This is a genomic window from Bradyrhizobium centrolobii (genome assembly GCF_001641635.1).
In the GTDB taxonomy this organism is placed as follows: Bacteria; Pseudomonadota; Alphaproteobacteria; order Rhizobiales; family Xanthobacteraceae; genus Bradyrhizobium; species Bradyrhizobium centrolobii.
The window spans coordinates 18,458-40,796 of record NZ_LUUB01000055.1 but is presented as its reverse complement, the minus strand read 5'-3'; the positions used below and the strand labels follow the sequence as shown (position 1 = coordinate 40,796).

Here is a 22,339-nt window from a genome sequence, read left to right as displayed (position 1 = left end):
TAAGTGGAGCGCCTCGTCATGCTGACCATGATCGGCAAGCGGCTGATGTTCGCGATCCCCTCGCTGATCGGCGTCGTCATCGTCACCTTCCTGCTCACACGCGCGCTGCCGGGTGATCCGGCTGCGTACTTCGCCGGTCCCGCCGCGACGAAAGAGGCCGTCGAGCAGATCCGGAAAAAACTTGGCTTCGACAAGCCGCTGGTCGAGCAGTTCTTCCGCTATGCCAACGATCTCGCGAATGGCGATTTCGGTACCTCGCTGACGACCGGCCAGCCGGTGGCGACCGAGATCCGCAATCGCCTGCCGGCCTCCGCCGAGCTCACGCTGCTCGGCCTGATCGTCTCGATCGCCATCGCCATCCCGCTCGGCGTGCTGGCGGCGACGCGGCCGGGATCGTGGATCGACCATCTCTGCCGGGTGACGACGACAGCCGGCGTGTCGCTGCCGGTATTCTTCACCGGGCTCGTGCTGGTCTACGTCTTCTATTTCCGGCTCGGCTGGTCGCCGGCGCCGCTTGGCCGCCTCGACGTGTTCTACAGCGCGCCGCCGACGGTGACCGGCTTCTATCTGATCGATACCCTGATCGCGCGTGACGTCGAGGCGTTCCGCTCGGCGCTGAGCCAGCTCATCCTGCCGGCGACCACGCTTGCAATCTTCTCGCTGGCGCCGATCGCGCGCATGACGCGCGCCTCGATGCTGGCGGTGCTGGCTTCGGAATTCGTCCGCACCGCGCGCGCCAGCGGCCTGTCGCCGTCGACCGTCATCGTCACCTACGCCTTCCGCAATGCGATGCTGCCGGTCATCACCACGCTCAGCATGGTGTTCTCGTTCCTGCTGGGTGCCAACGTGCTGGTGGAGAAGGTGTTCGCCTGGCCCGGCATCGGCTCCTACGCGGTGGAAGCGCTGATCTCGTCGGACTTCGCGCCGGTGCAGGGTTTTGTGCTGACCATGGCGGTCATGTACGTGCTGCTCAATCTTGTGATCGACATTCTCTATGGCGTGATTGATCCGCGCGTCAGGCTGGAAGGGTAGCGCATGATCCGGAAAAGTGGAGGCCGGTTTTCCGACAAGATCATGCGCCAAACGAAGGTGAAGCATGAGCTCCGTCGCGCCTGCTGTTGAACCGGTCGGTCCCGCCCGCACGTCGGGACTTGTCGCGATCCTCGAACAGACCCGCTATGTGCTGAGCGAGAACAGGGTCACGGGCTTCGCCTTCCTGCTGCTCCTGATCATCGTCTTCGCCGCGCTGTTCGGGCCCTATGTGGTGCCATACGATCCGCTCGCCTCGGATACGGCGGCGGCGCTAAAACCGCCATCGGCGGCGCACTGGTTCGGCACCGATCAGCTGGGGCGCGACATCTTCAGCCGCGTCATCGTCGCAACGCGCCTGGACTTCTTCATCGCGGTTGCTTCCGTCGTGCTGGTGTTTTTGATGGGCGGGCTCGCCGGCATCGCCGCCGGTTATTTCGGCGGCTGGACCGATCGCATCGTCGGCCGCATCGCCGACACCATCATGGCATTCCCGCTGTTCGTGCTGGCGATGGGCATCGTCGCTGCACTCGGCAACACCGTGCAGAACATCATCCTGGCCACCGCCATCGTGAACTTCCCGCTCTACGCGCGCGTCGCGCGTGCCGAAGCCAATGTCCGCCGCAATGCCGGCTTCGTGCAGGCGGCGCGGCTCTCCGGCAACGGCGAGTTCCGGATCCTCTTGGTGCACATCCTGCCCAACATCATGCCGATCATGATCGTGCAGATGTCGCTGACCATGGGCTACGCGATCCTGAATGCCGCGGGCCTCTCCTTCATCGGCCTCGGCGTCCGCCCGCCGACGGCGGAATGGGGCATCATGATCGCCGAGGGCGCCGGCTTCATGGTCTCCGGCGAATGGTGGATCGCGCTGTTCCCGGGCCTCGCTTTGATGATTGCCGTGTTCTGCTTCAACCTGCTCGGCGACGGCCTCCGCGACATCGTCGACCCGCAGCGGAGGACGTGAGGATGCTTGGTTTCAAGTGCGGGGAGAGGAGCGCGAAGCTCGCATGTGAGGCGGGCACCATCCTCTCATTCCCTCCCCCCTTGCGGGGGAGGGGCAGGGAGGGGGGTAGCCACGAACTCAGACCTCTCCCGGGGCTACCCCCCTCCCCAACCCTCCCCCGCAAGGGGGGAGGGAGCGCAGCCGCGCGGAGGACGTAAATGTTCGAATTGTCTCAAGCGCCTGGCGCGCTTCAGCCCTCCGCGCGCGCGTCCGTCCGGACCGGCCCCGTTCTACTTTGCATGGGGTTGTTTTCGCGATTTTTGACTGACGTGTCAGCGGACCGGAGGCCGTCATGACCGCCCAGCCCCTGCTCGACGTCCAGAACCTCACGGTCGAATTCACCACCCGCCGCGGCATCGTGAAGGCGGTGCAGCACGTCGACATCTCCGTCGCCAAGGGCGAGACGCTCGCGATCGTCGGCGAGTCCGGCTCGGGCAAGTCGGTGACGTCCTACGCGGTGATGCGCATCCTCGACCGCGCCGGGCGGATCGCCGAAGGCTCGGTGATGTTCTCCGGCATCGATGTGAAGGCCGCGACCGAAGACCAGATGCGCGACCTGCGCGGCCGCGAAGTCTCGATGATCTTCCAGAACCCGCGCGCCGCGCTCAATCCCATCCGGAAAGTCGGCGACCAGATCGAGGACGTGCTGCGCACCCATGTGCAGCAGGCGCAGGTCGCCGATCGCGGCGAGAAGGCGATCGAGGCGCTGGAGCAGGTCAAGATCGCCCGCCCGCGCGAGCGCTATCACGCCTATCCGTTCGAGCTGTCGGGCGGCATGTGCCAGCGCGTCGTCATCGCGCTCGCGCTCGCCTGCAATCCGCAGCTCCTGATCGCCGACGAGCCGACCACCGGCCTCGACGTCACCACGCAGAAGGCGGTGATGGACCTGATCGTCGAGCTGACCAGGCGGCGCGCGATGTCGACCATTCTGATCACGCATGACCTCGGTCTCGCCGCCGCCTATTGTGACCGTGTTGTCGTGATGGAGAAGGGCCAGGTGGTGGAGACCGCGAAAGCAGCCGACATCTTCGCCAACCCGCAGCACCCCTACACGCGAAAACTGATGCGCGCGACGCCACGGATCGGCGTGTCGTTGCGAGATCTGTTGCCGGAGGAAGAGGGCGCTCAGCAACCCTCAACCGTCATGGCCGGGCTTGACCCGGCCATCCATCACCCTTCGCAAGACGCTTCTGGTTCGATGGACCCCCGGGTCAAGCCCGGGGGTGACGAGGTGAAAGCAGGCGAGAAACCCCTCCTCCTCATCGAAAAGCTCGTGAAGGAATACCCCCGTCAGGGTGCCACAGCCGTGCTCGGAAAGCTGTTCGGCCGCAAGCCGCCGGTCGAGCCGGATGTGTTCCGCGCGGTCGACGGCATCAGCTTCTCCATCGGTCATGGCGAGAGCGTCGGCCTCGTCGGCGAATCCGGGTGCGGCAAATCGACCACGTCGATGATGGTGATGCGGCTCCTGGACCAGACGTCGGGCCGCATCCAGTTCGACGGCGAGGAGATCGGCAGCATCATGCCGAGCGCCTTTGCCCGGCTGCCGCTGCGCAGCCGGATCCAGATGGTGTTCCAGGACCCGACCGACAGCCTCAATCCGCGCTTCACCGCCGCGCGTGCGATCGCTGATCCGATCATGCAGCTCGGCGATATCAGGGGGCGCGACTCACTCCGCGCCCGCTGCGAGGAGCTGGCGGCGATGGTCGGCCTGCCGCTCAATCTGCTCGACCGTTTCCCGCATCAATTGTCGGGCGGTCAGAAGGCCCGTGTCGGCATCGCCCGGGCGATCGCGCTGCATCCAAAGCTGGTCATCCTGGACGAGCCGACCGCGGCGCTCGACGTCTCAGTCCAGGCGGTGGTCCTGAATCTGCTGGAGGATCTCAAGCAGCGGCTGGGTATGAGCTATCTGTTCGTCTCGCATGATTTGAATGTGGTGCGCTTGTTGTGCGATCGTGTCATTGTGATGCGGACGGGTCGAATCGTGGAGGAAGGATCTTCCGAGAAGGTCCTCAGCGATCCGCAGGACGACTACACCAAGGAACTGTTGACGGCGATCCCGCATCCGCCGTTGCCGGTTCACTGAGAGACTGCGTGGGAGCGTGATGGCCGAACCGCTGGACGATTATATCGACGCCGTATCGAAAGCGCTGGCGCTGCCGCTCGAGGAGGCCTGGCGGCCGGCCGTGCGCGCCAATCTCGAAGTCTCGCTGCGGTTCGGCCGCCTCGTCGACGAATTCGCGCTGCCGGACGAGACCGAGCCGGCGCCCGTGTTCACGGCCTGACGCCGCCATGACGAACAAACCTGAGTCGACGGCTGCTGATATCGCCAAGGCGGTGGCCGGCGGCCAATTGTCCGCGGTTGCTGCGGTCGAAGCTGCGCTCGCGCGCATCAAGCAGCATGACACCATCCTCAATTCCTTCACCGACGTCACCGTCGAGCGCGCCCGCGCCAAAGCGCGCGCGATCGATGCCGACATCGCTGCGGGCAAGAAGGTCGGCCCGCTCGCCGGCGTGCCTTTCGCGGTGAAGAACCTGTTCGACGTCGCAGGGCTCTCGACGCGCGCCGGCTCGAAGATCAACCGCGACCTTGCGCCGGCTAAGCGCGATGCGACGCTGATCGAGCGGCTGGAAGCCGCCGGCGCCGTGCTGGTCGGCGCACTCAACATGGGCGAATACGCTTACGACTTCACCGGCGAGAACGTTCATGACGGCCCCTCGCGCAATCCACATGACACGACGCGCATGACCGGCGGCTCGTCGGGCGGCTCGGGCAGCGCCGTCGGCGGCGCGCTGGTGCCGATCGCGCTGGGCTCCGACACCAACGGCTCGATCCGCGTGCCGTCCTCGTTCTGCGGCATCTTCGGCCTGAAACCGACCTATGGCCGGCTGTCGCGGGCGCGCTCCTTTCCGTTCGTCGCGAGCCTCGATCATCTCGGCCCGTTTGCGCGCTCCGTCACCGATCTCGCGCTCGCCTACGACGCGATGCAGGGACAGGATGCGGACGATGCCGCATGCACGACGCGTGGTGTCGAGCCGGTCTCGCCGCTGCTCGGCGACCCCATCGCGGGCCTGCGCGTGGCGATTGCCGGCGGGCACTTCCAGAAGAACGTGTTTCCCGAGGCCATCGAAGCCGTCAGCCGCGTCGCCAAGGCGCTTGGCGCGACGCACGTCGTGGACGTTCCCGAAGCCTCGCGCGCCCGCGCGGCGGCCTATGTCATCACCACGACCGAAGGCGCTTCACTCCATCTCGATCGCCTGCGCAAGCGCCCCAACGATTTCGATCCGGCGGTGCGCGACCGGCTGATCGCCGGGGCCATGGTGCCGGCCTCGCTGGTCGACCGCGCGCAAAAGTTTCGCCGCTGGTATCGCTCGCAAGTCACGGAGCTGTTCAAGTCGATCGACGTGCTGCTCGCCCCGGCAACGCCCTGCACCGCGCCGAAGCTTGGCCAGGTGAATTTCACGCTCGACGGCGTGGAAATGCCGGTGCGCGCCAATATCGGCATCCACACCCAGCCGATCTCGTTCATCGGCCTTCCCGTGGTTGCCGTGCCGGTGCCGCTCGAGCCGCTGCCGATCGGCGTGCAGATCATCACAGCGCCCTGGCGCGAGGACATCGCACTGCGCGTCGCGCATGCACTGGAGCAGATGGGCGTCGTATCCGCGCCGTCGCCGAGAGGACTTTGAGATGGAGATCGATCTCCCCGACGTGATCGCGGAAGTCAAAGCCGCGTTCGAGCGCTACGAGACGGCGCTGGTCAGCAACGATGTCGCCGTGCTCGGCGAGCTCTTCCGCAACGACCCCCGTACGCTGCGCTACGGCATCGGCGAGAACCTCTATGGCTATGAGGCGATCTCCGGCTTTCGTGCCGCGCGCTCGCCGGTGGGCCTGAACCGCCGCACGGCGAAAACCGTGATCACCAGCTATGGCCGCGACACCGCGGTCGCCTCTACCCTGTTCTATCGCGACACGGCGCCCGGCAAGGTCGGCCGGCAGATGCAGACCTGGATTCGCTTCCCTGAGGGCTGGCGCGTCGTCGCCGCCCATGTCAGCATCATCGACGAGTCGAAAGAGACGTGATCGCATGACGCTTGACGACTTTCCGCCCGGGGCGCTGCCGGCCGAGCCGGTGGTGCCGCGCGTCGATCGGCCGCTGCCGACGGTGCATAAGGTGACCCGTGCAGAGGAGCTGCGCCTGCAGCTCGCCGACGAGATCGTGCGCGGGAGCCTGCGCCCCGGCGCGCCGCTCGACGAAACCGACATTGCGCGGCGCTTCAGCGTCTCGCGCACGCCGGTGCGGGAAGCGCTGCGCCAGCTCGTGGCCAGCGGCCTCGTCGAGGCGCGGGCCCATCGCGGCGCGGTGGTGGCGCAGCCCTCGATCGAGCGGCTGAAGAGCATGTTCGAGGCGATGGCGGAGCTCGAGGCGCTCTGTGCGGGGCTCGCCGCCGAGCGCATGTCCGCGGCCGAGCGCCATGGGCTGGAGGCCATCCACGAGGAGCTTCGGGTTTTGAGCTACACCGGCAATCCCGAACGCTTTCACGAGGTCAACGAGCGCTTCCACAACGCGATCTATGCCGGCTCGCAGAACGGCTACATCGCCGAGATCACGCTGGCGACGCGCGTGCGAGTGCAGCCATTCCGCCGCGCCCAGTTCCGCAACCTCGGACGCCTCGCCAAGTCGCAAGCCGAGCACGACCGCGTCGTCGTCGCCATCATGCGCGGCGACAAGCAGGGCGCCGCCGCCGCGATGCGCGCGCATATCGAACTGGTTCGCGGGGAGTATGAGATTTACGCGGTGTCGGTTTAGAGCCGCCGGCGGTCCAACTTACTCGGTGTCGTCCCGGCGAAAGCCGGGACCCATGACTCCAGGGAGTAGTTATGGCGCGAAACCGGTAACCCTGAGTCTTTGCCAAACTTCTCCCTGTGGTTATGGATCCCGGATCTGCGCTTCGCTTGTCCGGGACGACAGTGTCCGTTGAACGCGCACCACCCACGAATTCACGGACCTACGCCGTCGCCTTCTCCGCCATATACGCGCGCCAGCCGCCATAGGCGGTGATGTCGCGCGCGTCGGCGAGCACTTCGGGCTCGACGATGAATCCCTTCACGCTGCGGCCATCGGCGAGGCGCACCGTGCCGATCGACAGCGGCGCGGGGATCGCGTTGACGAACTTGCCGAATGCCGACGCCGACAGCGCCCAGATCTCCAGCTCGATTCCCGCGCCCCTGCCGGCGTCGACGCGCAGCATGCCCGGCTTCGGCGGCGTGGTCTGGAGCGCATAGAGCTTGTAGTCCGGCGCGGTTTTGGTCGCCTCGATCAGGCGTCCGTTCAGCGCCTTCAACTCGCCGTTCAGCGCCATGCCGGAGAGATGCGCGCCGACCACCGCGATCGGAATCTCGTCGCCGCTGCCTGCAGGCAGCGGCGCGAGCGGAGCCTGCGCAACGCCCTTCGCACCGACGCTCAGCTTGGTGTCGGCATGGAAGACGCGGCCGATGCTGGCGAGCATCGCATCATGTCCTGCGGGGGCGAGAAGCGTGATGCCGAACGGAATGCCGTCAGGGCGCATCGACGCGGGCAGCGCGAGACCGCAGAGGTCAAGCAGGTTTACAAAATTGGTGTAGGTGCCGAGGCGGCTATTGAGCTCGATTGGATTGGCGAGCACCTGCGCGGTCGAATAGACGGTCGGCGCCGTCGGCAGCACCAGCGCATCGAGATGAGCGAAGGTCCGCTCGGCGATCTTGCGCAGGCCCTGCAAGCGGTAGAGCGCGGCGAAGGTCTCCGCCGCGGTGAGCCGCGCGCCGGCGGCGGTGATCTCGCGCGTCACCGGATGGATCGCATCCGGCGCGGAGGCGAGCAGGTTGCGGATCACGAGATAGCGCTCGGCAACCCACGGTCCCTCATAGAGCAGCCGCGCCGTCTCGTAGAACGGCTCGAGGTCGAACTCGACCAGCGTCGCGCCAAGCGACGTCCAGCGCTTCAGCGCCTCGCCGTAAGCTGCTTCCGCCTTCTTGTCGCCGAAGAAGATCAGTTGCCCGTTGCGCGGCACGCCGAGGCGCAAGTTGGGGGGAAGCCGTGTGAGTGCGCCCAGCGGCCGGTCGCGCGAGAACGGATCGGCCTGGTCCGGCCCCGCCATCACCGAAAGCGCGAGCGCGGCATCGTCGACCGTCAGCGCAAACACCGAGATGCAATCGAGCGTGCGGCAGGCCGGTACGACGCCCGCGGTCGAGATCATGCCGAGGCTCGGCTTCAGCCCGACGATGTTGTTGAGCATTGCCGGCACGCGGCCTGAGCCGGCGGTGTCGGTGCCGAGCGACAGCGGCACCAGCCCCGCGCCGACGGCGGTCGCCGAGCCCGAGCTCGATCCGCCGGGGATGAGATCCTCGCGGATCGAATTTCTGGGGATGCCATAGGGCGAGCGCACGCCGACGAGGCCGGTTGCGAACTGGTCGAGATTGGTCTTGCCGATGATGATGGCGCCCGCGGCGCGCAGGCGCTTCACGGCGGTCGAGTCATGCGTCGGCGTGTAGGCGAAGGCCGGGCAGGCCGCGGTGGTCGCAAAGCCGAGCGCGTCGATATTGTCCTTCACCGCGACCGGCACGCCGTAGAGCGGCAGGTTTGCTGTATCCTTTCGCGCGGCGAGCTTCTCGGCCTCCGCGATCGCATCCTTCTCGTCGCGCAGGCTGATGAAGACCGCGGGATCGTTGTGGTCGCGGATGCGCTGATAGCTGCGCGCGATCGTCTGAGCCGGCGTGACTGTGCCGGCGCGATGCGCGGCCACAATCGCGGCGATCGTTTCAGGCTGCTCAGCCCTCATGGCGACAAAACTCCGACAACTTGTCTTCGCCCGGATTGAAGCAAGCGATGTGCCATTGTGTGCAGAAGCCGGGCAGAGCGGGCGCTCCGGATATTATCGAAGGATCATGCGGTTAGGCGATATTTCGATGGCCGAAGGGCCGCCGTGCCCGCGCCCCAATAGGGGCATTTGCCCAAATCCTGGGCAGTGCGGATCAGGTGAAGCCGGCGAGGATCCGGAGCAGGTGCTCCCGGTTCTCCTTGCCGATCTTCTCCTCGACATGCCGCTCATGCTCGGCGGCGAGCCGCTTGAACTTCGCCAGCGCCGTCTCGCCCTGGGCGGTGAGATGCAGCGCATGGGAGCGCCGGTCCGTCTTCGATTTGATCCGCTTCACCAGCCTGCGGGATTCGAGGCTGTCGAGGAGATGCACGAGCCGGGCGCGCTCGATGCCGAGCCGTTTTGCGACAGCCATCTGGGAGAGACCGGGGTTGGCGCCGATCACCGTCATCACCGAATACTGCGTCGGACGGATGTCGACGTCGGCAAGTGTCTTGATGAAGTCCTGGAAGATCCAGATCTGGAAGCGTCGCACCGCATAGCCGGCGTGGCCGACGAGCGCATCGAGGCCGATCTCGTCCGCGTCATGATGACGCGCTGCGCCGTTGCCGGTCCGTTTGCGCGGGGAGGTGGCGATATCGATCTCACCTTGGTTCGTTCTCTCTGACACGTACCTTCTCCGACCAGATCGACACGCTCCTTCGCCTCTCCCCGCTTGCGGGGAGAGGCCCACCATCGCATCGAGCGTAGCGCTCGTCGGCACCGAAGGAAAGATTGTTGTTGACGACAACAATTGCCGTGCCCAACATTAAGGCCAAAGCAGCCCGGAACGAGGCTGCGGCCGGTCGCGAGTCCGGGCGAGGAGGAAACACATGACAGCCGCCGCACGCGGTGACGCTTCAAGCCTGTTCGCAACGCCCAAAACCGTTGCCGAGCATCGCGCCGACGGCAGTATCCTGCTGCGCTCGCCAGACCCTCTGCGCGACAGCGCGCGCTGCATCGGCGACTGGCTGGAGCAATGGGCGCGGCAGACGCCTGACACGATCTTCCTCGCCGAGCGCGGCAATGTCGAAGCGCCCTGGACCACCGTCACTTACGCGCAGGCGCTGCGGCAGGTGCGCGCGGCGGCGTCCTGGATCCTGGCGCATGGTCTGAGCGCCGAACGCCCCGTCGTGATCCTCTCCGACAACAGCATCGACCACGCGCTGCTCGCGCTTGCCGCGCAGCATGTCGGCGTGCCCTCGGCCGCGATCTCGCCGGCCTATTCGCTGATGTCGAAAGACTTCGACAAGCTGAAAAGCATGATCGCGCTGCTCGAGCCGGGCGCGATCTACGTCTCCGCCACAAAGCCGTTTGCGGCGGCACTCGCCGCAATCAAGCCGCTGCATCAGGCGCAGATCGTCAGCGGCAACGCCGACGATGCCGACGCGCTTGCGTTCCGCGCCATCACCGCGGCTCCGGAAACACCCGATGTCGCAACAGCATTCGCTGCGGTGACGCCGGATACGATCGCGAAATTGCTGTTCACCTCGGGCTCGACTGGCACGCCCAAGGCCGTCATCAACACCCAGCGCATGCTGACTTCCAGCCAGCAGGCCAAGGCGCAGACCTGGACGTTCCTTGAACAAGGCGGCGATCTCGTCATTCTCGACTGGCTGCCCTGGAGCCACACGTTTGGCGCCAACCACAATTTCAATCTCGTGCTTCGCAACGGCGGCTCTCTCTATATCGACGGCGGCAAGCCTGCGCCCGGCCTGCTCGCGACATCGCTTGCGAACCTGAAAAGCGTGATGCCGACGGTCTATTTCAACGTGCCGCGCGGCTTCGACATGCTGATCGCGGCGCTGCGCAGCGACGAAGCGCTGCGCCGCCGCTTCTTCGGCGAGGTGAAGTTTGCCTTCTATGCCGGCGCCGCGCTGCCGCAGAATCTCTGGGACGCGCTCGCGCAGCTATCGATCGAGACGGTCGGTCGCCCGCTGCCGATGGTGTCCGCCTGGGGCTCGACCGAGACTTCGCCGCTCGCGACCGACTGCCATTTCCTCGCCGAGCGCTCGGGCAATATCGGCGTGCCGATTCCCGGCACCGAGCTGAAGCTCGTCGCTTCCGGTGACAAGCTCGAGGTGCGCGTGCGCGGGCCCAACGTCACGCCGGGCTATTGGAAGGCGCCGGAGCTGACGAAGCAGGCCTTTGACGAGGAGGGTTTTTACCTCATCGGTGATGCCGTGAAGTTCGCCGACGCGGAGCGGCCCGAACGTGGCCTGTTCTTCGACGGCCGCGTCGCGGAGGATTTCAAGCTCAATTCCGGCACCTGGGTCAGCGTCGGCACGCTGCGCGTCGCCGGCATCGCCGCGCTGGCGCCGCTCGCGCAGGACATCGTCGTCACCGGCCATGGCGGCGACGAGGTGCGCTTCCTGGTCTTCCCGAACGTTGCGGCTTGTCGCGCCCATGCCGGTCTTGCCGAGACGGCAGGCGTGAATGAAGTGCTCGCGCACGACAACGTCAGGGCCGCGATCGCGCAGGGCCTCACCAAGTTGAAGCAGCAGGGGGCCAACTCCTCCGGCCACGCCACGCGCGCGCTGCTGCTCGTCGAGCCGCCATCGGTCGACGGCGGCGAGATCACCGACAAGGGCTACATCAATCAGCGCGCCGTGCTCACGCGCCGCGCCGACGCGGTGGCGCGGCTGAACGACGATGCGTCGGCCGAGTGGGTCGGCTGCGCCGGCTGAACAAGCCGGCGTCACGGAGCGCTCGTACCACATCGTCATTGCGAGCGTAGCGAAGCAATCCAGAATCTTTTCGCGATGACATTCTTGATTGCTTCGCTGCGCTCGCAATAACGGGCTTGAGGCACGATCTCTCCATCCTCTCAGTTGTCATCGCCCGCCTTGTGCGCAATTGTGCACTGGGGCGGGCGATCCAGTATTCCAGAGACGTCGGACGTATACGGTGAGGCCGCAGCGTACTCGGTCGCCCGGTCAAGTGTGCGGACCGGGCGACGACGCCTGAGAGTGAGGCGGCGGCGCAATCGCCTCAGCACCGGGTATCCGGGTGCGAAACAGCCGAACAATAGGCCAGCCATTCTGCCGCATTCGTCCCTCGCGATTCTTTTGTTGCCTAAGCAACTAATGTGTGCGAACCGTTCCAAGCAAGGATGACGGCGGGGGAACCGCCGCGTCTGATCTGGAGGAAACATGCTCGGCAGGAATGGTATCGCCGGCAAACGTCGGCGCGTGCCCGACGACAACAGTGAACCGCGCGCCCGGCGTGGCGATTCAGCTGTCAGTGCTGCCGGTCACCGCGCCGAGATTCTCGTGCAGGCGGCGCAGCAGGTCGATCAGCACCTCGCGCTCGTCCTTGCTGAGGCAGGACAACAGGCGCCGCTCGCGCTCGAATGCCGCGACGATCACCTTGTCATGGGTGGCGCGGCCCTTCGCCGTCAGCGAGATCGAATGGGTGCGGCCGTCGTTCGGGTCGGTGCGGATCGACACGAGCCCACGCTTCTCCAGTCCCGCAAGCGTCCGGCTCACCGGCCCCTTGTCGAAGCCGATGACGTGGCAGATGCGCGAGGCCGGAATGCCGGGCTCGATCGCCAGCAGCGACATGATCCGCCATTCCGTGACGTTGACGCCGAACTGCCGCTGATAGAACGCGGTCGCGCTGTTCGAGAGCTTGTTGGCGATGAAGGTGATGAAGGCGGGAACGTAACGGTCGAGGTCGAGCGTCGGTCCCGTTTCAGTGGGCGCAGGCTTCTGTCGGGTTCTGGTCGAAGGCGGCGGCATATAGGGCTTTTGACTTTCAGTGTGCCCGCAGACCTAAGGGCATGCGCCGCCCTTTCACAAGATCAAAGTGAGGGAGAACTTCCATGAGTGTATCCGGCTCCCCTGTAACCGGTGGTCCGTCGGCCATTCCGCATCTCGACGTCGACCCGTTCGCGATGAACTTTTTTGCCGATCCCTATCCCACGCATGAGGTGCTGCGGGAGGCGGGACCGGTCGTCTATCTCGACAAGTGGAACGTCTATGGCGTGGCGCGCTACGCCGAGGTCCACGCTGTCCTGAACGATCCCGCGACGTTCTGCTCCAGCCGCGGCGTCGGCCTCAGCGACTTCAAGAAAGAGAAGCCGTGGCGGCCGCCGAGCCTGATCCTCGAGGCCGACCCGCCCGCGCACACCCGTACCCGCGCCGTGCTCTCAAAGGTGCTGTCGCCGACCGTGATGAAGCAGGTGCGCGACCGTTTTACCGCAGCGGCGGAGGAGCGGGTGGACCTGCTGCTCGAGAAGCGCAGCTTTGATGCGATCGCTGACCTTGCGGAAGCCTATCCGCTTTCGATCTTCCCGGATGCGCTGGGGCTGAAGCCGGAAGGCCGCGAGCACCTCATTCCCTATGCAAGCGTGGTGTTCAACGCCTTCGGTCCGCCCAACCAGTTGCGCCAGGAGGCGATCGAGCGCTCGGCGCCGCACCAGGCCTATGTCGCCGAGCAATGCCAGCGCCAGAATCTCGCGCCCGGCGGATTTGGTGCCTGCATTCACGCCCGTGTCGATGAAGGTGAGATCACGGCCACCGAGGCGCCGCTCTTGGTGCGCTCGCTGCTGTCGGCCGGTCTCGACACCACCGTCGACGGCATCGGCGCCGCGGTCTATTGCCTCGCCCGCTTCCCCGACCAATGGCAGCGCCTGCGCGGAGATCTCTCGCTCGCGCGCAACGCGTTCGAGGAAGCGGTCCGCTTCGAAAGCCCAGTGCAGACCTTCTTCCGCACCACCACGCGCGATGTCGAGCTGTCCGGTGCGACCATCGGCGAGGGCGAGAAGGTTCTGATGTTCCTTGCCGCCGCCAATCGCGATCCGCGGCGCTGGGACAAGCCCGACAGCTACGACATCACCCGTCGCACCTCCGGCCATGTCGGCTTCGGCTCGGGCATCCACATGTGCGTCGGCCAGCTCGTCGCCCGCCTCGAAGGCGAGGTGATGCTGACGGCGCTGGCCAAGCGCGTCGCCAGGATCGAGATCACCGGCGAGCCCAAGCGCCGTTTCAACAACACGCTGCGCGGGCTCGACAGCCTGCCGGTGACCATAACCCCGGCCTGACGAGGAGTCTTGATGCCCGCCATTACCTTCATCCATCCCGACGGCAAGTCCGACCGCGTCGAGACCAGCGACGGCGAGAGCGCCATGCAGGCTGCGACCCGCCACGGCCTCGACGGCATTTTGGCAGAATGCGGCGGCAACGCCATGTGCGCGACCTGCCACGTCTATGTCGACGCGAGCTGGCTCGCGCGGCTGCCCGCGATGGCCGACGACGAAGATGCGCTGCTCGACGGCGCTGCCGCGGAGCGCCAGCCGGCGAGCCGGCTGTCCTGCCAGATCGTGATCACGCCCGATCTCGACGGGCTCGTGTTGAAGATGCCCGAGCGGCAGGTCTGAAGTCTTGGATGCGCCGGCAACGACTGGCGTGGCAACTAATCAACGAGGGGAGGGAACTATGAGACATCTGAAGTGGACGCTCGCGCTGGCCGCGAGCCTCCTGAGCGGCGCGGCGAGCGCCGAGATCTCGGGCAATGTCGTGCGCGTCGGCGTGCTCAACGACATCTCCGGCATCTTCCAGGACACCAACGGCATGGGCTCGGTCGAAGCCGCGCGCATGGCCGCCGAGGATTTCAACGGCGGCGGCAAGAACATCAAGGTCGAGATCGTCTACGCCGACCATCAGAATAAGGCCGATGTCGGCAATGCCATCGCGCGCAAATGGCTCGATGTCGAAGGCGTCGATGCCATCGTCGACGTGCCGAATTCTGCCGTCGGCCTGTCCATCAATGCGCTGCTGCGCGACAGCCGCATGACGTTCCTGGCGTCCTCCACGGCAAGTTCTGATCTCACCGGCAAGGCGTGTTCGCCCAACACCATCCAATGGGTCAACGACGCCTGGGCGACCGGGAACACCACGGCGGCCGCGATGATGTCGCGCGGCGGCAAGGACTGGTACTTCCTCACGGTCGACTACGCGCTCGGCAAGGGCATCGAAGCGGAGGCGCAGAAATACATCGAGGGCCACGGCGGCAAGGTGCTCGGCTCCTCAAAGCATCCGCTCGGCACGTCGGATTTCGCCTCCTTCCTGTTGCAGGCGCAGGGCTCGAAGGCGCAGGTGATCGGCCTCGCCAATGCCGGCGGGGACACCATCAACGCCGTGAAGCAGGCCGCCGAGTTCGGCATCCAGCAGGGCGGTCAGAAGCTCGTCGCCTTCCTGCTCTTCATCAACGACATTCACGGCATGGGCATCAAGGTCGCTCAGGGCCTCCAGCTCATGGAAGCTTTCTACTGGGACATGAATGACGACACCCGCGCTTTTGCGAAGCGTTTTGCCGCGAGGCCCGGCATGAACGGCAAGATGCCGAGCGGTAACCAGGCCGGCGTCTATGCCTCCACGCTCGCCTATCTCAACGCGGTCGCCGCCACCGGCAGCGACAACGCCAAGGACGTCGTGCCCGAGATGAAGAAGTTCAAGGGAAAGGACAAGCTGTTCGGCGACACCGCCATCCGCCAGGACGGCCGCGTCGTGCATCCGATGTACCTGTTCGAGGTGAAGAAGCCGGAGGAGTCGAAATATCCGTACGACTACTACAAGCTGATCTCGACGATCCCCGCGGAGCAGGCGTTCCGTCCAATGGCGGAGGGCGGGTGTGAGTTGGTGAAGTAATTGCAGCCGAGAGCGCTGCTGCACCCTCTCCCCTTGTGGGAGAGGGTGGCTTCGCAAAGCGAAGCCGGGTGAGGGGTCTCGCTCCGCGAGTGAATCTCTTGCATCTGGTTCGCGGAGAGAACCCCTCATCCGGCGCTTCGCGCCACCTTCTCCCACAAGGGGAGAAGGAAAGAGTCACCCCACCACCTTGCTGCTGCCCTGCGTGATCAGTCGCGCGGCGCGCTGGTCGCGGGCGTAGATCCAGAGCCAGCTCAGCGCGACGCTGAGGCGGTGGCGGAGGCCGATCAGGAAGTAGATGTGGGCGATGCCCCAGATCCACCACGCGATCGTGCCGCGCAGCTTGATGCGGCCGAAGTCGATCACCGCGAGCCGCTTGCCGATCTGCGCGAGACTGCCGGCGTGCTTGTAGCGGAACGCGCCCACCGTCTCCCCGCGCAGGCGCGCCTTGATGGTCTCGGCGACATGGCGGCCCTGCTGCTTGGCGGCCGGCGCGATGCCGGGCACCGGCTTGCCCTCCCAGGCGTTGATGCTCACGGTGTCGCCGATCGCGAAGATTTCGGGATGGCCGGGGATCGTCAGGTCGGCTTCGACCTGCACGCGCCCGGCGCGATCGGCCGGCGCGCCCAGCCACTCGGCGGCGGGCGAAGCGCGCACGCCGGCGGCCCAGATCCGGGTTTTGGCATGCAAACGCTGTCCGCCATAGACCACGCCGTCGCGGTCGATCTCGGTGACGGCCTGTCCCAGCACGACCTCGACGCCGATCTTTTCCAGCGAGGCCTGCGCATAGGCCGAGAGATCGTCGGCAAAACCCGCCAGCACGCGCGGGCCCGCCTCGACCAGCACGACGCGCGCTTTGCGCGTATCGATGTTGCGGAAATCGGAGGGCAAGGTGTGATGCGCCATCTCGGCGATGGTGCCGGCGAGCTCGACGCCGGTGGGGCCGGCGCCGATGATGACGAAGGTGAGCCGGGCGGCGCGCCGCGCCGGATCGGTCTCCCGTTCGGCGCGCTCGAACGCCACCAGGATGTGCCGGCGCAGCGTGGTCCCGTCCTCCAGCGTCTTCAGGCCCGGCGCGAACTGCTCCCATTCGTCATGACCGAAATAGGCATGGCGCGCGCCGGTCGCGAGCACGAGCGTGTCGTAGGGCACCTCGCTGCCGTCGTCGATCAGGACGCAGCGCCGTTCGGCGTCGACGCCGCTCACCGTAGCAAACAGCGTTGTCACCTCGCGCCGATCGCGCATCAGATGACGAACCGGCCAGGCGATCTCGCTGGTCGCCAGCGAGGCGGTCGCGACCTGGTAGAGCAGCGGCTGAAACAGATGGTGGTTGCGGCGGTCGATCAGCGTGATCTCGACCGGGCTGCCTGCGAGCCGGTAGGTCGTCTCCAGCCCGCCAAAGCCGGCTCCGACGATGACGACGCGGTGGGGTGTCGTGGTCATGATGCGCCCTCGAATCTCGCTGGTCTCTTCTCCTTTATTTAAGAGCGGATCGGGCGTCGCGGTCCAATAGCCGTCATCAATCGAGGAATAGGCGGGGTGTATCGATGCCCGCGAAAAAGCGCCGCAGTCCTCGCCAAAGTGGGTAGAATTATATTTCTTGCCATTCCCGATTTGGGCGAAATATGGTGCAGGGGCGGGCGCTGAGCCATTGGCGGCGCGACAGATTTTGCGTTCAATAGAGACCGACCCGGGGGCGGCGATCATCCCGTCTCCGGGATTAATAAATGAGGAGGGGAGTGGTTATGAGGACGGCATTCTGGCTGGCGGGCGCGGCTGCGCTCGCGCTGGCAAGCCCGGCGGTGGCCGGCGACACCATCAAGATCGGCTTCGTTTCGACCTTCAGCGGCCCGACCGCCGTGATCGGGAACGACATGCGCAACTCGTTCGAGCTCGCGCTCGATCATCTCGGGCGCAAGATGGACGGCAAGCCGGTCGAGGTGATCTACGAGGACGACCAGCAGAAGCCGGATGTCGGCAAGCAGAAGACCGAGAAGCTGGTGCAGTCCGACAAGGTCGATTTCATCGTCGGCTACATCTGGTCCAACGTGCTGCTGGCCTCGCTGAAGACCGCGGTCGACTCGAAGACCTTCATGATCTCCGCCAACGCCGGTCCGTCGCAGCTCGCCGGCGAGCTCTGCTCGCCTTACGTGTTCTCGACCTCCTGGCAGAATGACCAGACGCCGCAGGCGATGGGCCTCTACATGAACCAGAAGGGCATCAAGAACGTGTTCCTGATCGGGCCGAACTATGCGGCGGGCAAGGACATGCTGGCCGGCGTGAAGAGCACGTTCAAGGGCCAGGTGATCGGCGAGGAGTATACGGTGTGGCCGAGCCAGCTCGACTTCTCCGCGGAGCTCTCCAAGGCGCGCAACTCCAAGGCGGACGCCATCTTCGTGTTCTATCCGGGTGCGGCGGGCGTGCAGTTCCTCAACCAATATACCCAGGCCGGCCTGAAGCAGCAGATCCCGCTCTACACCGCCTTCACCATCGACGAATTGTCGCTGCCGCTCCAGAAGGACAACGCGCTCGGCGTTCCCGGCGCGCAGCAATGGGTGAACGACCTGCCTAACGAGGAAAACAAGCGCTACGTCGCCGATTACCGCAAGAAGTATACTGGCCTGCGGCCGAGCTTCTACGGCGCGCAGACCTACGACGCCGCCCAGCTCATCAACAGCGCCGTGGTCGCGGTGAAGGGCGACACCAGCAAGAAGGACGCGATGAAGGCCGCGATGGAGAAGGTGAACTTCAAATCGGTGCGCGGCTCCTACAAATACGGCAACAACCACATCCCGATCCAGAATTTCTACCTCCAGGACGTGGTCAAGGACGCCGAAGGCCAGCTCTCGCTGAAGACGGTCGCCACCATCGTCGAGAACGACCAGGATCGCTTCCACGACAAGTGCCCGATGAAGTGAGCTGATTCAGCCACGAACGAGCTGCGTTCCCTTCTCCCCTTGTGGGAGAAGGTGGCGCGAAGCGCCGGATGAGGGGTTGCTTCCGCAGACTCTCTGCGAGAGTTGCGTGCGCGGAGAGAGACCCCTCACCCGTCTCGCCGCTTCGCGGTGAGCCACCCTCTCCCACAAGGGGAGAGGTAAGAGTCTACACCCGCGGCACGCTCGCGGGCCGCACTTCGCGGGCCTGCGCGGCGAGGCGGATGCCGGCGTTGGCTGCACCGAACCCCTGATAGTTCCTTCGTTCGACGATCTCGAAGAAGAAGCGCTCGTCGAAGATGTGGGTGTAGACCTGGAAGAATTCGCCGTCGCCCTCGCGGTCGTAGAGGATGTGGTTGGCGCGAAGTTGCGCCATCAGTTCGGGCGCAGGGTCGTACTTGGCTTCGATATCGTCGTAGTAGTTATCAGGAATATCCAGGAAATCCGCCCCCCGCGCGCGCATCGCGGCGACCGTTGCGAAGATGTCCTCGCAGGAGAATGCGACGTGCTGCACGCCTGAGCCGAAGAATTCCGAGATGAACCGCGCCGGCAGCGTGCGGTTGGCGGAGGAGCCGTTGAGCACGAAGCGCAGGCTCCGGTCGCCATTGATGACGGCCTGGCTCTGCACCAGCCCCCTGGGATCGGCGATCTCCATCTGCGGCAGCCGCGTCAGGTCGAGAATGCCGGTGTAGAACAGGAGCCACGAGAGCATCTCGTCGTAGGGCATGGACTGCGCGATGTGGTCGACGGCGAGCAGGGCGTCCGCGCTAGCGTCGCTTGCGACCGGCTCGAAATCGGTGTCCCAGTTCTTGCCGGCCTGATCGAGGAAATACAGAAGGCTGCCGCCGACGCCATGGATCGCCGGGATCTCCAGCTCGCCCGGCCCGACCGGCTGGTAGAAGGTGCGCGCCTTCAGCGCTTCCGCGCGTGCCATGGCGCGCGCGGCATCGTCGACATCGAGCGCGATGGCGCAGACGCCGGGGCCGTGCGTGACGTAGTGTGAATGCGCAAAGCCGTCGGTCTCGGAATTGATCACGAGCTCGACCTTGCCCTGTGACCAGCGCTCGACCGCCTTGCTGCGATGCGTGCCGGTCTTGCGGAAGCCGAGCTGTTCGAACAGGCGGGCGAGATCGCCCGCCTTGGTCTCGTTGACCGCGAACTCGACGAAACCGGTGCCGCGGCTCGCGGCCCTTGGTGCAAGCGACCTGGTGGAAGCCTTCGGCCACTTCTCTGCTAGCTGGTCCTGCAACAGGATCAGCGACCGCAGGCCGTCGATCGCGGTCTGTGCGGCCGAGCCGGCGCGGAATTGGTCGTTGAAGATCTCCAGCGACAGCGGCCCGGCATAGCCGGTCGCCGCGATCGCCTCCATGAATTCGCCGACCGGCAGATCGCCCTGTCCGGGGAAGGAGCGGAAGTGCCGGCTCCACGACAGGATATCGAGCTCGAGCCTCGGCGCGTCCGCAAGCTGCACCAGAAAGATCTTGTCGCCGGGGATCGAGGCCATCGCGCGGGTCGAAAAGCCAGGGGCCAGCGCATGAAAACTGTCGAGGATGACACCGATCGCGGGATGATCGGCGCGGCGCACGATCTCCCAGGCGTCACGGTAATCGTTGACATGCCGTCCCCAGGCGAGCGCCTCGTAGCCGACGCGCAAGGAGCGCTTCGCGGCGCGCTCGCCGAGCTCGCGAAAATCGTCCGCTGCGCGATCGATGCCGCCGAGCGAAGCCGGCGAGACGTTGGAGCAGATCAGGAGCAGGTCGGTCCCGAGCTCCTGCATCAGGTCGAACTTCCGTTCGGCGCGGGCAAAATTGCGGGCGCGCTGCGGCTCCGGCATGCCCTCGAAATCACGGAACGGCTGGAACGCGCAGATCTCGAGATTGAGATCGCGACAGAGTTTTGCGATCTCGCGCGGGCTTGCGCCGAACGACAGCAGGTCGTTCTCGAAAATCTCGACCGCGTCGAATCCGGCGGCAGCGATGGCGCGGAGCTTTTCATCGAGAGCACCCGAGAGGGAAACCGTTGCGATTGATCGCTTGTTCATGCTGCCTGCTCCATGATCCGGCCCGGCGAAATGCTATGTCCTGTGCGGGCGGCTTCGCTAACGGCCTCGATGACAGCCAGCGTTCCCATCGCATCCTCAACGGAGATCAGGGGCTGCTCGCGGCCTGCGATGACGGCCAGGAAATGCCGGAGCTGCTCGACGAGCGGATCGTACGCGGAGGGTGCGACGGCCTCGCGAACCAGCGGCGCATGCCAGCCGGGGTTTTGTGGGTAGGACCACAGCTCCATGGTCGGCACCGACAGCGAGCCGCTCGTGCCGGCGAAGACGTAACAGGGCTGATCCTGTTTCGGGTAGACGGGATTCTCGCCCGAACTCAGCTCCCAGCTCCACGGCGCCGGCGTCGCGTCCGACACGGTCACCGTCCCCAGCGCGCCGTTGGCGAAGCGCAAGAGCAGCGCCGCGGTGTCTTCGACGGGAAAGCCGCGGATCCTATTCGAGGTCAGCGCCTGCACCTCGGCGATCTCGCCGCAGATGAAACGGAGGTTGTCGATGTCATGGATGAGGTTGATGAGAAGCGGCCCACCGCCTTGTTCGCGCCGCCAGGTCACCTCGAAATAGTCGTCGGGCTTCTTCAGGAGCCACAGCCCGACCACGGCAGTGAGCCGGCCGAGCCTGCCGGTTGTGACCGCCTCGCGGGCGGCCTTGATGATCGGATTGTGCCGGCGGTGATGGCCGACCAGCATCGGCACCCCGGTCCGCGTGATCGCGGCACAGAGGCGCTGCGCGGCGGCAACCGTATCGGTCACTGGCTTTTCGATCAGCGCCGGCACGCCCGCCGCCGCACAATCGAGGGCCATCGGCAGATGCAGCGTGTTTGGCGAGGCGATGACGAGGCCGTCGGGCTTTCCCTGCTCCAGCAGCGCGCGATGGTCCGCATAGCAGTTTACACCGCGCGCCTGTGCATAGTCCTTTGCCGCAGGCGAAGGATCCGCAATGCCGGCAAGCGCGCAATCCTTTGACGCCTCGATCAATTCGATATGGCGGCGGCCTATCAGGCCGGCGCCGGCAACGGCGATGCGCATCTTCGCGCTCATGCCGCGCTCTCCTCCATGGCGCCGCCGAGGAAGAGCTGGCCGATGCGAGGATCGTTCAGGATGCGCTCGGCCTTGTCGACCATGCGGGTCTGGCCGAGCTCGAGCACGATGCCGAAATCGGAGATCTCGAGCGCCGAGCGCGCGTTCTGCTCGATCATCAGGATCGTGACGCCGCGGTCGCGCAGGGATTTCAGGATATCGAAGGTCTGCTGCACCATCAGCGGCGACAGGCCGATCGAAGGCTCGTCGATCAGCACGAGCTTTGGCTCGAGCAGGAGCGAACGCGCGATCTCGAGCTGCTTCTGCTCGCCGCCCGACAATGTCGAGGCCTGCTGCGTGGATTTCCGTCGCAGCGCCGGGAACAGGTCGAGCGCGGCTTCGATCCGCCTCTGTAGGTCGATGCCCTTCTCCGCCGCGACGCCGCCGAGCTCGATGTTGTGGCGCACCGACAGCTCGGGAAAGATGTTGCGGCCCTGCGGCACGTAGCAGATGCCGGCATTGAGCAGCGCGCGCTGGCTCAAGTTGGTGACGTCACGGTTGGCGAAGCCGATCTTGCCTTCGCGCAGCTTCAACAGGCCGAAGATCGCCTTGAACACCGTCGACTTGCCGGCGCCGTTCGGGCCGATGATGGTGGTGATGGTGGCCTGCGGCACGGCGAAGGTCGTGCCGTTCAGGATGGTCATCTTGCCGTAGCCGCCGACGAGATTGTGAACCGAGAGGATCGGGTCGCTCATGGCTCT

The 22,339-nt window shown here is 65.7% G+C and carries 19 protein-coding genes; 12 read left to right on the top strand and 7 right to left on the bottom strand.

What is annotated here, in order from left to right; genetic code table 11:
• Nucleotides 1–18: 18 nt before the first annotated feature.
• The 7 genes from AYJ54_RS17760 (at nucleotide 19) to AYJ54_RS17730 (ending at nucleotide 6,840) form a co-directional block, all read left to right on the top strand.
• Nucleotides 19–1,032 carry an ABC transporter permease gene (locus AYJ54_RS17760; RefSeq protein WP_063700675.1) on the top strand — a complete coding sequence of 338 codons (1,014 nt, stop codon included), beginning with the start codon at nucleotides 19–21 and terminating at the stop codon, nucleotides 1,030–1,032.
• Nucleotides 1,033–1,096: 64 nt separating this feature from the next.
• The gene (locus AYJ54_RS17755) at nucleotides 1,097–1,996 is read left to right on the top strand and encodes an ABC transporter permease (protein ID WP_063700638.1); all 900 of its coding nucleotides are present in this window, start codon (nucleotides 1,097–1,099) and stop codon (nucleotides 1,994–1,996) included.
• A 331-nt stretch (nucleotides 1,997–2,327) separates the two neighbouring features.
• The gene (locus AYJ54_RS17750) at nucleotides 2,328–4,118 is read left to right on the top strand and encodes a dipeptide ABC transporter ATP-binding protein (protein WP_063700636.1); all 1,791 of its coding nucleotides are present in this window, start codon (nucleotides 2,328–2,330) and stop codon (nucleotides 4,116–4,118) included.
• A 19-nt stretch (nucleotides 4,119–4,137) separates the two neighbouring features.
• On the top strand, nucleotides 4,138–4,317 hold the full coding sequence (locus AYJ54_RS17745; protein ID WP_063700633.1) for a DUF4089 domain-containing protein: 180 nt from the start codon (nucleotides 4,138–4,140) through the stop codon (nucleotides 4,315–4,317).
• A gap of 7 nt (nucleotides 4,318–4,324) precedes the next feature.
• Complete coding sequence (locus AYJ54_RS17740; protein ID WP_063700631.1) at nucleotides 4,325–5,719, top strand: AtzE family amidohydrolase; 1,395 nt, start codon at nucleotides 4,325–4,327, stop codon at nucleotides 5,717–5,719.
• 1 nt (nucleotide 5,720) lies between these two features.
• The gene (gene hpxZ / locus AYJ54_RS17735) at nucleotides 5,721–6,113 is read left to right on the top strand and encodes an oxalurate catabolism protein HpxZ (RefSeq protein ID WP_063700629.1); all 393 of its coding nucleotides are present in this window, start codon (nucleotides 5,721–5,723) and stop codon (nucleotides 6,111–6,113) included.
• Nucleotides 6,114–6,117: 4 nt separating this feature from the next.
• Entirely contained in the window at nucleotides 6,118–6,840 is a 723-nt protein-coding gene (locus tag AYJ54_RS17730; protein ID WP_063700627.1) for a GntR family transcriptional regulator, read from the top strand.
• A 199-nt stretch (nucleotides 6,841–7,039) separates the two neighbouring features.
• Here the strand turns inward: AYJ54_RS17730 and atzF are convergent, their stop codons facing one another.
• Both atzF and AYJ54_RS17720 read right to left on the bottom strand, forming a co-directional pair.
• A complete protein-coding gene (gene atzF / locus AYJ54_RS17725; RefSeq protein ID WP_063700625.1) occupies nucleotides 7,040–8,848 on the bottom strand; it encodes an allophanate hydrolase in 1,809 nt (602 codons plus the stop codon).
• 193 nt (nucleotides 8,849–9,041) lie between these two features.
• Nucleotides 9,042–9,554 carry a MarR family winged helix-turn-helix transcriptional regulator gene (locus tag AYJ54_RS17720; protein ID WP_136623762.1) on the bottom strand — a complete coding sequence of 171 codons (513 nt, stop codon included), beginning with the start codon at nucleotides 9,552–9,554 and terminating at the stop codon, nucleotides 9,042–9,044.
• Nucleotides 9,555–9,756: 202 nt separating this feature from the next.
• Here AYJ54_RS17720 and AYJ54_RS17715 point away from each other — a divergent pair, with 202 nt between their 5' ends.
• Nucleotides 9,757–11,610, top strand: a complete 1,854-nt coding sequence (locus AYJ54_RS17715) for a feruloyl-CoA synthase (RefSeq protein ID WP_063700623.1) — start codon at nucleotides 9,757–9,759, stop codon at nucleotides 11,608–11,610.
• Between the two features lie 546 nt (nucleotides 11,611–12,156).
• Here the strand turns inward: AYJ54_RS17715 and AYJ54_RS17710 are convergent.
• Nucleotides 12,157–12,663, bottom strand: a complete 507-nt coding sequence (locus AYJ54_RS17710; protein ID WP_063700621.1) for a MarR family winged helix-turn-helix transcriptional regulator — start codon at nucleotides 12,661–12,663, stop codon at nucleotides 12,157–12,159.
• 83 nt (nucleotides 12,664–12,746) lie between these two features.
• Between AYJ54_RS17710 and AYJ54_RS17705 the strand changes: the two genes are divergently transcribed.
• Genes AYJ54_RS17705 through AYJ54_RS17695 form a run of 3 tightly spaced genes read left to right on the top strand, consistent with a single transcriptional unit; the run spans nucleotide 12,747 to nucleotide 15,573 of the window.
• A complete protein-coding gene (locus tag AYJ54_RS17705) occupies nucleotides 12,747–13,967 on the top strand; it encodes a cytochrome P450 (RefSeq protein WP_063700618.1) in 1,221 nt (406 codons plus the stop codon).
• 12 nt (nucleotides 13,968–13,979) lie between these two features.
• Nucleotides 13,980–14,303, top strand: coding sequence for a 2Fe-2S iron-sulfur cluster-binding protein (locus AYJ54_RS17700; RefSeq protein WP_063700616.1), 324 nt, complete (start codon nucleotides 13,980–13,982; stop codon nucleotides 14,301–14,303).
• 58 nt (nucleotides 14,304–14,361) lie between these two features.
• On the top strand, nucleotides 14,362–15,573 hold the full coding sequence (locus AYJ54_RS17695) for an ABC transporter substrate-binding protein (protein ID WP_063700613.1): 1,212 nt from the start codon (nucleotides 14,362–14,364) through the stop codon (nucleotides 15,571–15,573).
• A gap of 174 nt (nucleotides 15,574–15,747) precedes the next feature.
• Here AYJ54_RS17695 and AYJ54_RS17690 read toward each other — a convergent pair whose 3' ends face one another.
• The gene (locus AYJ54_RS17690) at nucleotides 15,748–17,013 is read right to left on the bottom strand and encodes an NAD(P)/FAD-dependent oxidoreductase (protein ID WP_063700611.1); all 1,266 of its coding nucleotides are present in this window, start codon (nucleotides 17,011–17,013) and stop codon (nucleotides 15,748–15,750) included.
• A 302-nt stretch (nucleotides 17,014–17,315) separates the two neighbouring features.
• Between AYJ54_RS17690 and AYJ54_RS17685 the strand changes: the two genes are divergently transcribed.
• Entirely contained in the window at nucleotides 17,316–18,488 is a 1,173-nt protein-coding gene (locus AYJ54_RS17685) for an ABC transporter substrate-binding protein (protein WP_063700609.1), read from the top strand.
• 184 nt (nucleotides 18,489–18,672) lie between these two features.
• Here the strand turns inward: AYJ54_RS17685 and AYJ54_RS17680 are convergent, their stop codons facing one another.
• The 3 genes from AYJ54_RS17680 to AYJ54_RS17670 are packed head-to-tail and all read right to left on the bottom strand — an operon-like array spanning nucleotide 18,673 to nucleotide 22,333.
• Entirely contained in the window at nucleotides 18,673–20,544 is a 1,872-nt protein-coding gene (locus AYJ54_RS17680) for a bifunctional sugar phosphate isomerase/epimerase/4-hydroxyphenylpyruvate dioxygenase family protein (RefSeq protein WP_063700608.1), read from the bottom strand.
• On the bottom strand, nucleotides 20,541–21,599 hold the full coding sequence (locus AYJ54_RS17675) for a Gfo/Idh/MocA family protein (RefSeq protein ID WP_063700606.1): 1,059 nt from the start codon (nucleotides 21,597–21,599) through the stop codon (nucleotides 20,541–20,543). Before AYJ54_RS17675 ends, AYJ54_RS17680 begins: the two co-directional genes overlap by 4 nt.
• Nucleotides 21,596–22,333: an ABC transporter ATP-binding protein gene (locus tag AYJ54_RS17670; protein WP_063700604.1), complete on the bottom strand. Its 738-nt coding sequence runs from the start codon at nucleotides 22,331–22,333 to the stop codon at nucleotides 21,596–21,598. The genes AYJ54_RS17675 and AYJ54_RS17670 overlap by 4 nt, the downstream gene beginning before the upstream one ends.
• Nucleotides 22,334–22,339 lie beyond the last annotated feature (6 nt).

Excerpts from the sequence above, each read along its gene's own strand:
- AYJ54_RS17760 (WP_063700675.1), top strand. The coding sequence starts at position 19 with ATGCTGACCATGATCGGCAAGCGGCTGATGTTCGCGATCCCCTCGCTG.
- AYJ54_RS17755 (WP_063700638.1), top strand. The coding sequence starts at position 1,097 with ATGAGCTCCGTCGCGCCTGCTGTTGAACCGGTCGGTCCCGCCCGCACG.
- AYJ54_RS17750 (WP_063700636.1), top strand. The coding sequence starts at position 2,328 with ATGACCGCCCAGCCCCTGCTCGACGTCCAGAACCTCACGGTCGAATTC.
- AYJ54_RS17745 (WP_063700633.1), top strand. The coding sequence starts at position 4,138 with ATGGCCGAACCGCTGGACGATTATATCGACGCCGTATCGAAAGCGCTG.
- AYJ54_RS17740 (WP_063700631.1), top strand. The coding sequence starts at position 4,325 with ATGACGAACAAACCTGAGTCGACGGCTGCTGATATCGCCAAGGCGGTG.
- hpxZ (WP_063700629.1), top strand. The coding sequence starts at position 5,721 with ATGGAGATCGATCTCCCCGACGTGATCGCGGAAGTCAAAGCCGCGTTC.
- AYJ54_RS17730 (WP_063700627.1), top strand. The coding sequence starts at position 6,118 with ATGACGCTTGACGACTTTCCGCCCGGGGCGCTGCCGGCCGAGCCGGTG.
- atzF (WP_063700625.1), bottom strand. The coding sequence starts at position 8,848 with ATGAGGGCTGAGCAGCCTGAAACGATCGCCGCGATTGTGGCCGCGCAT.
- AYJ54_RS17715 (WP_063700623.1), top strand. The coding sequence starts at position 9,757 with ATGACAGCCGCCGCACGCGGTGACGCTTCAAGCCTGTTCGCAACGCCC.
- AYJ54_RS17710 (WP_063700621.1), bottom strand. The coding sequence starts at position 12,663 with ATGCCGCCGCCTTCGACCAGAACCCGACAGAAGCCTGCGCCCACTGAA.
- AYJ54_RS17705 (WP_063700618.1), top strand. The coding sequence starts at position 12,747 with ATGAGTGTATCCGGCTCCCCTGTAACCGGTGGTCCGTCGGCCATTCCG.
- AYJ54_RS17700 (WP_063700616.1), top strand. The coding sequence starts at position 13,980 with ATGCCCGCCATTACCTTCATCCATCCCGACGGCAAGTCCGACCGCGTC.
- AYJ54_RS17695 (WP_063700613.1), top strand. The coding sequence starts at position 14,362 with ATGAGACATCTGAAGTGGACGCTCGCGCTGGCCGCGAGCCTCCTGAGC.
- AYJ54_RS17690 (WP_063700611.1), bottom strand. The coding sequence starts at position 17,013 with ATGACCACGACACCCCACCGCGTCGTCATCGTCGGAGCCGGCTTTGGC.
- AYJ54_RS17685 (WP_063700609.1), top strand. The coding sequence starts at position 17,316 with ATGAGGACGGCATTCTGGCTGGCGGGCGCGGCTGCGCTCGCGCTGGCA.
- AYJ54_RS17680 (WP_063700608.1), bottom strand. The coding sequence starts at position 20,544 with ATGAACAAGCGATCAATCGCAACGGTTTCCCTCTCGGGTGCTCTCGAT.
- AYJ54_RS17675 (WP_063700606.1), bottom strand. The coding sequence starts at position 21,599 with ATGAGCGCGAAGATGCGCATCGCCGTTGCCGGCGCCGGCCTGATAGGC.
- AYJ54_RS17670 (WP_063700604.1), bottom strand. The coding sequence starts at position 22,333 with ATGAGCGACCCGATCCTCTCGGTTCACAATCTCGTCGGCGGCTACGGC.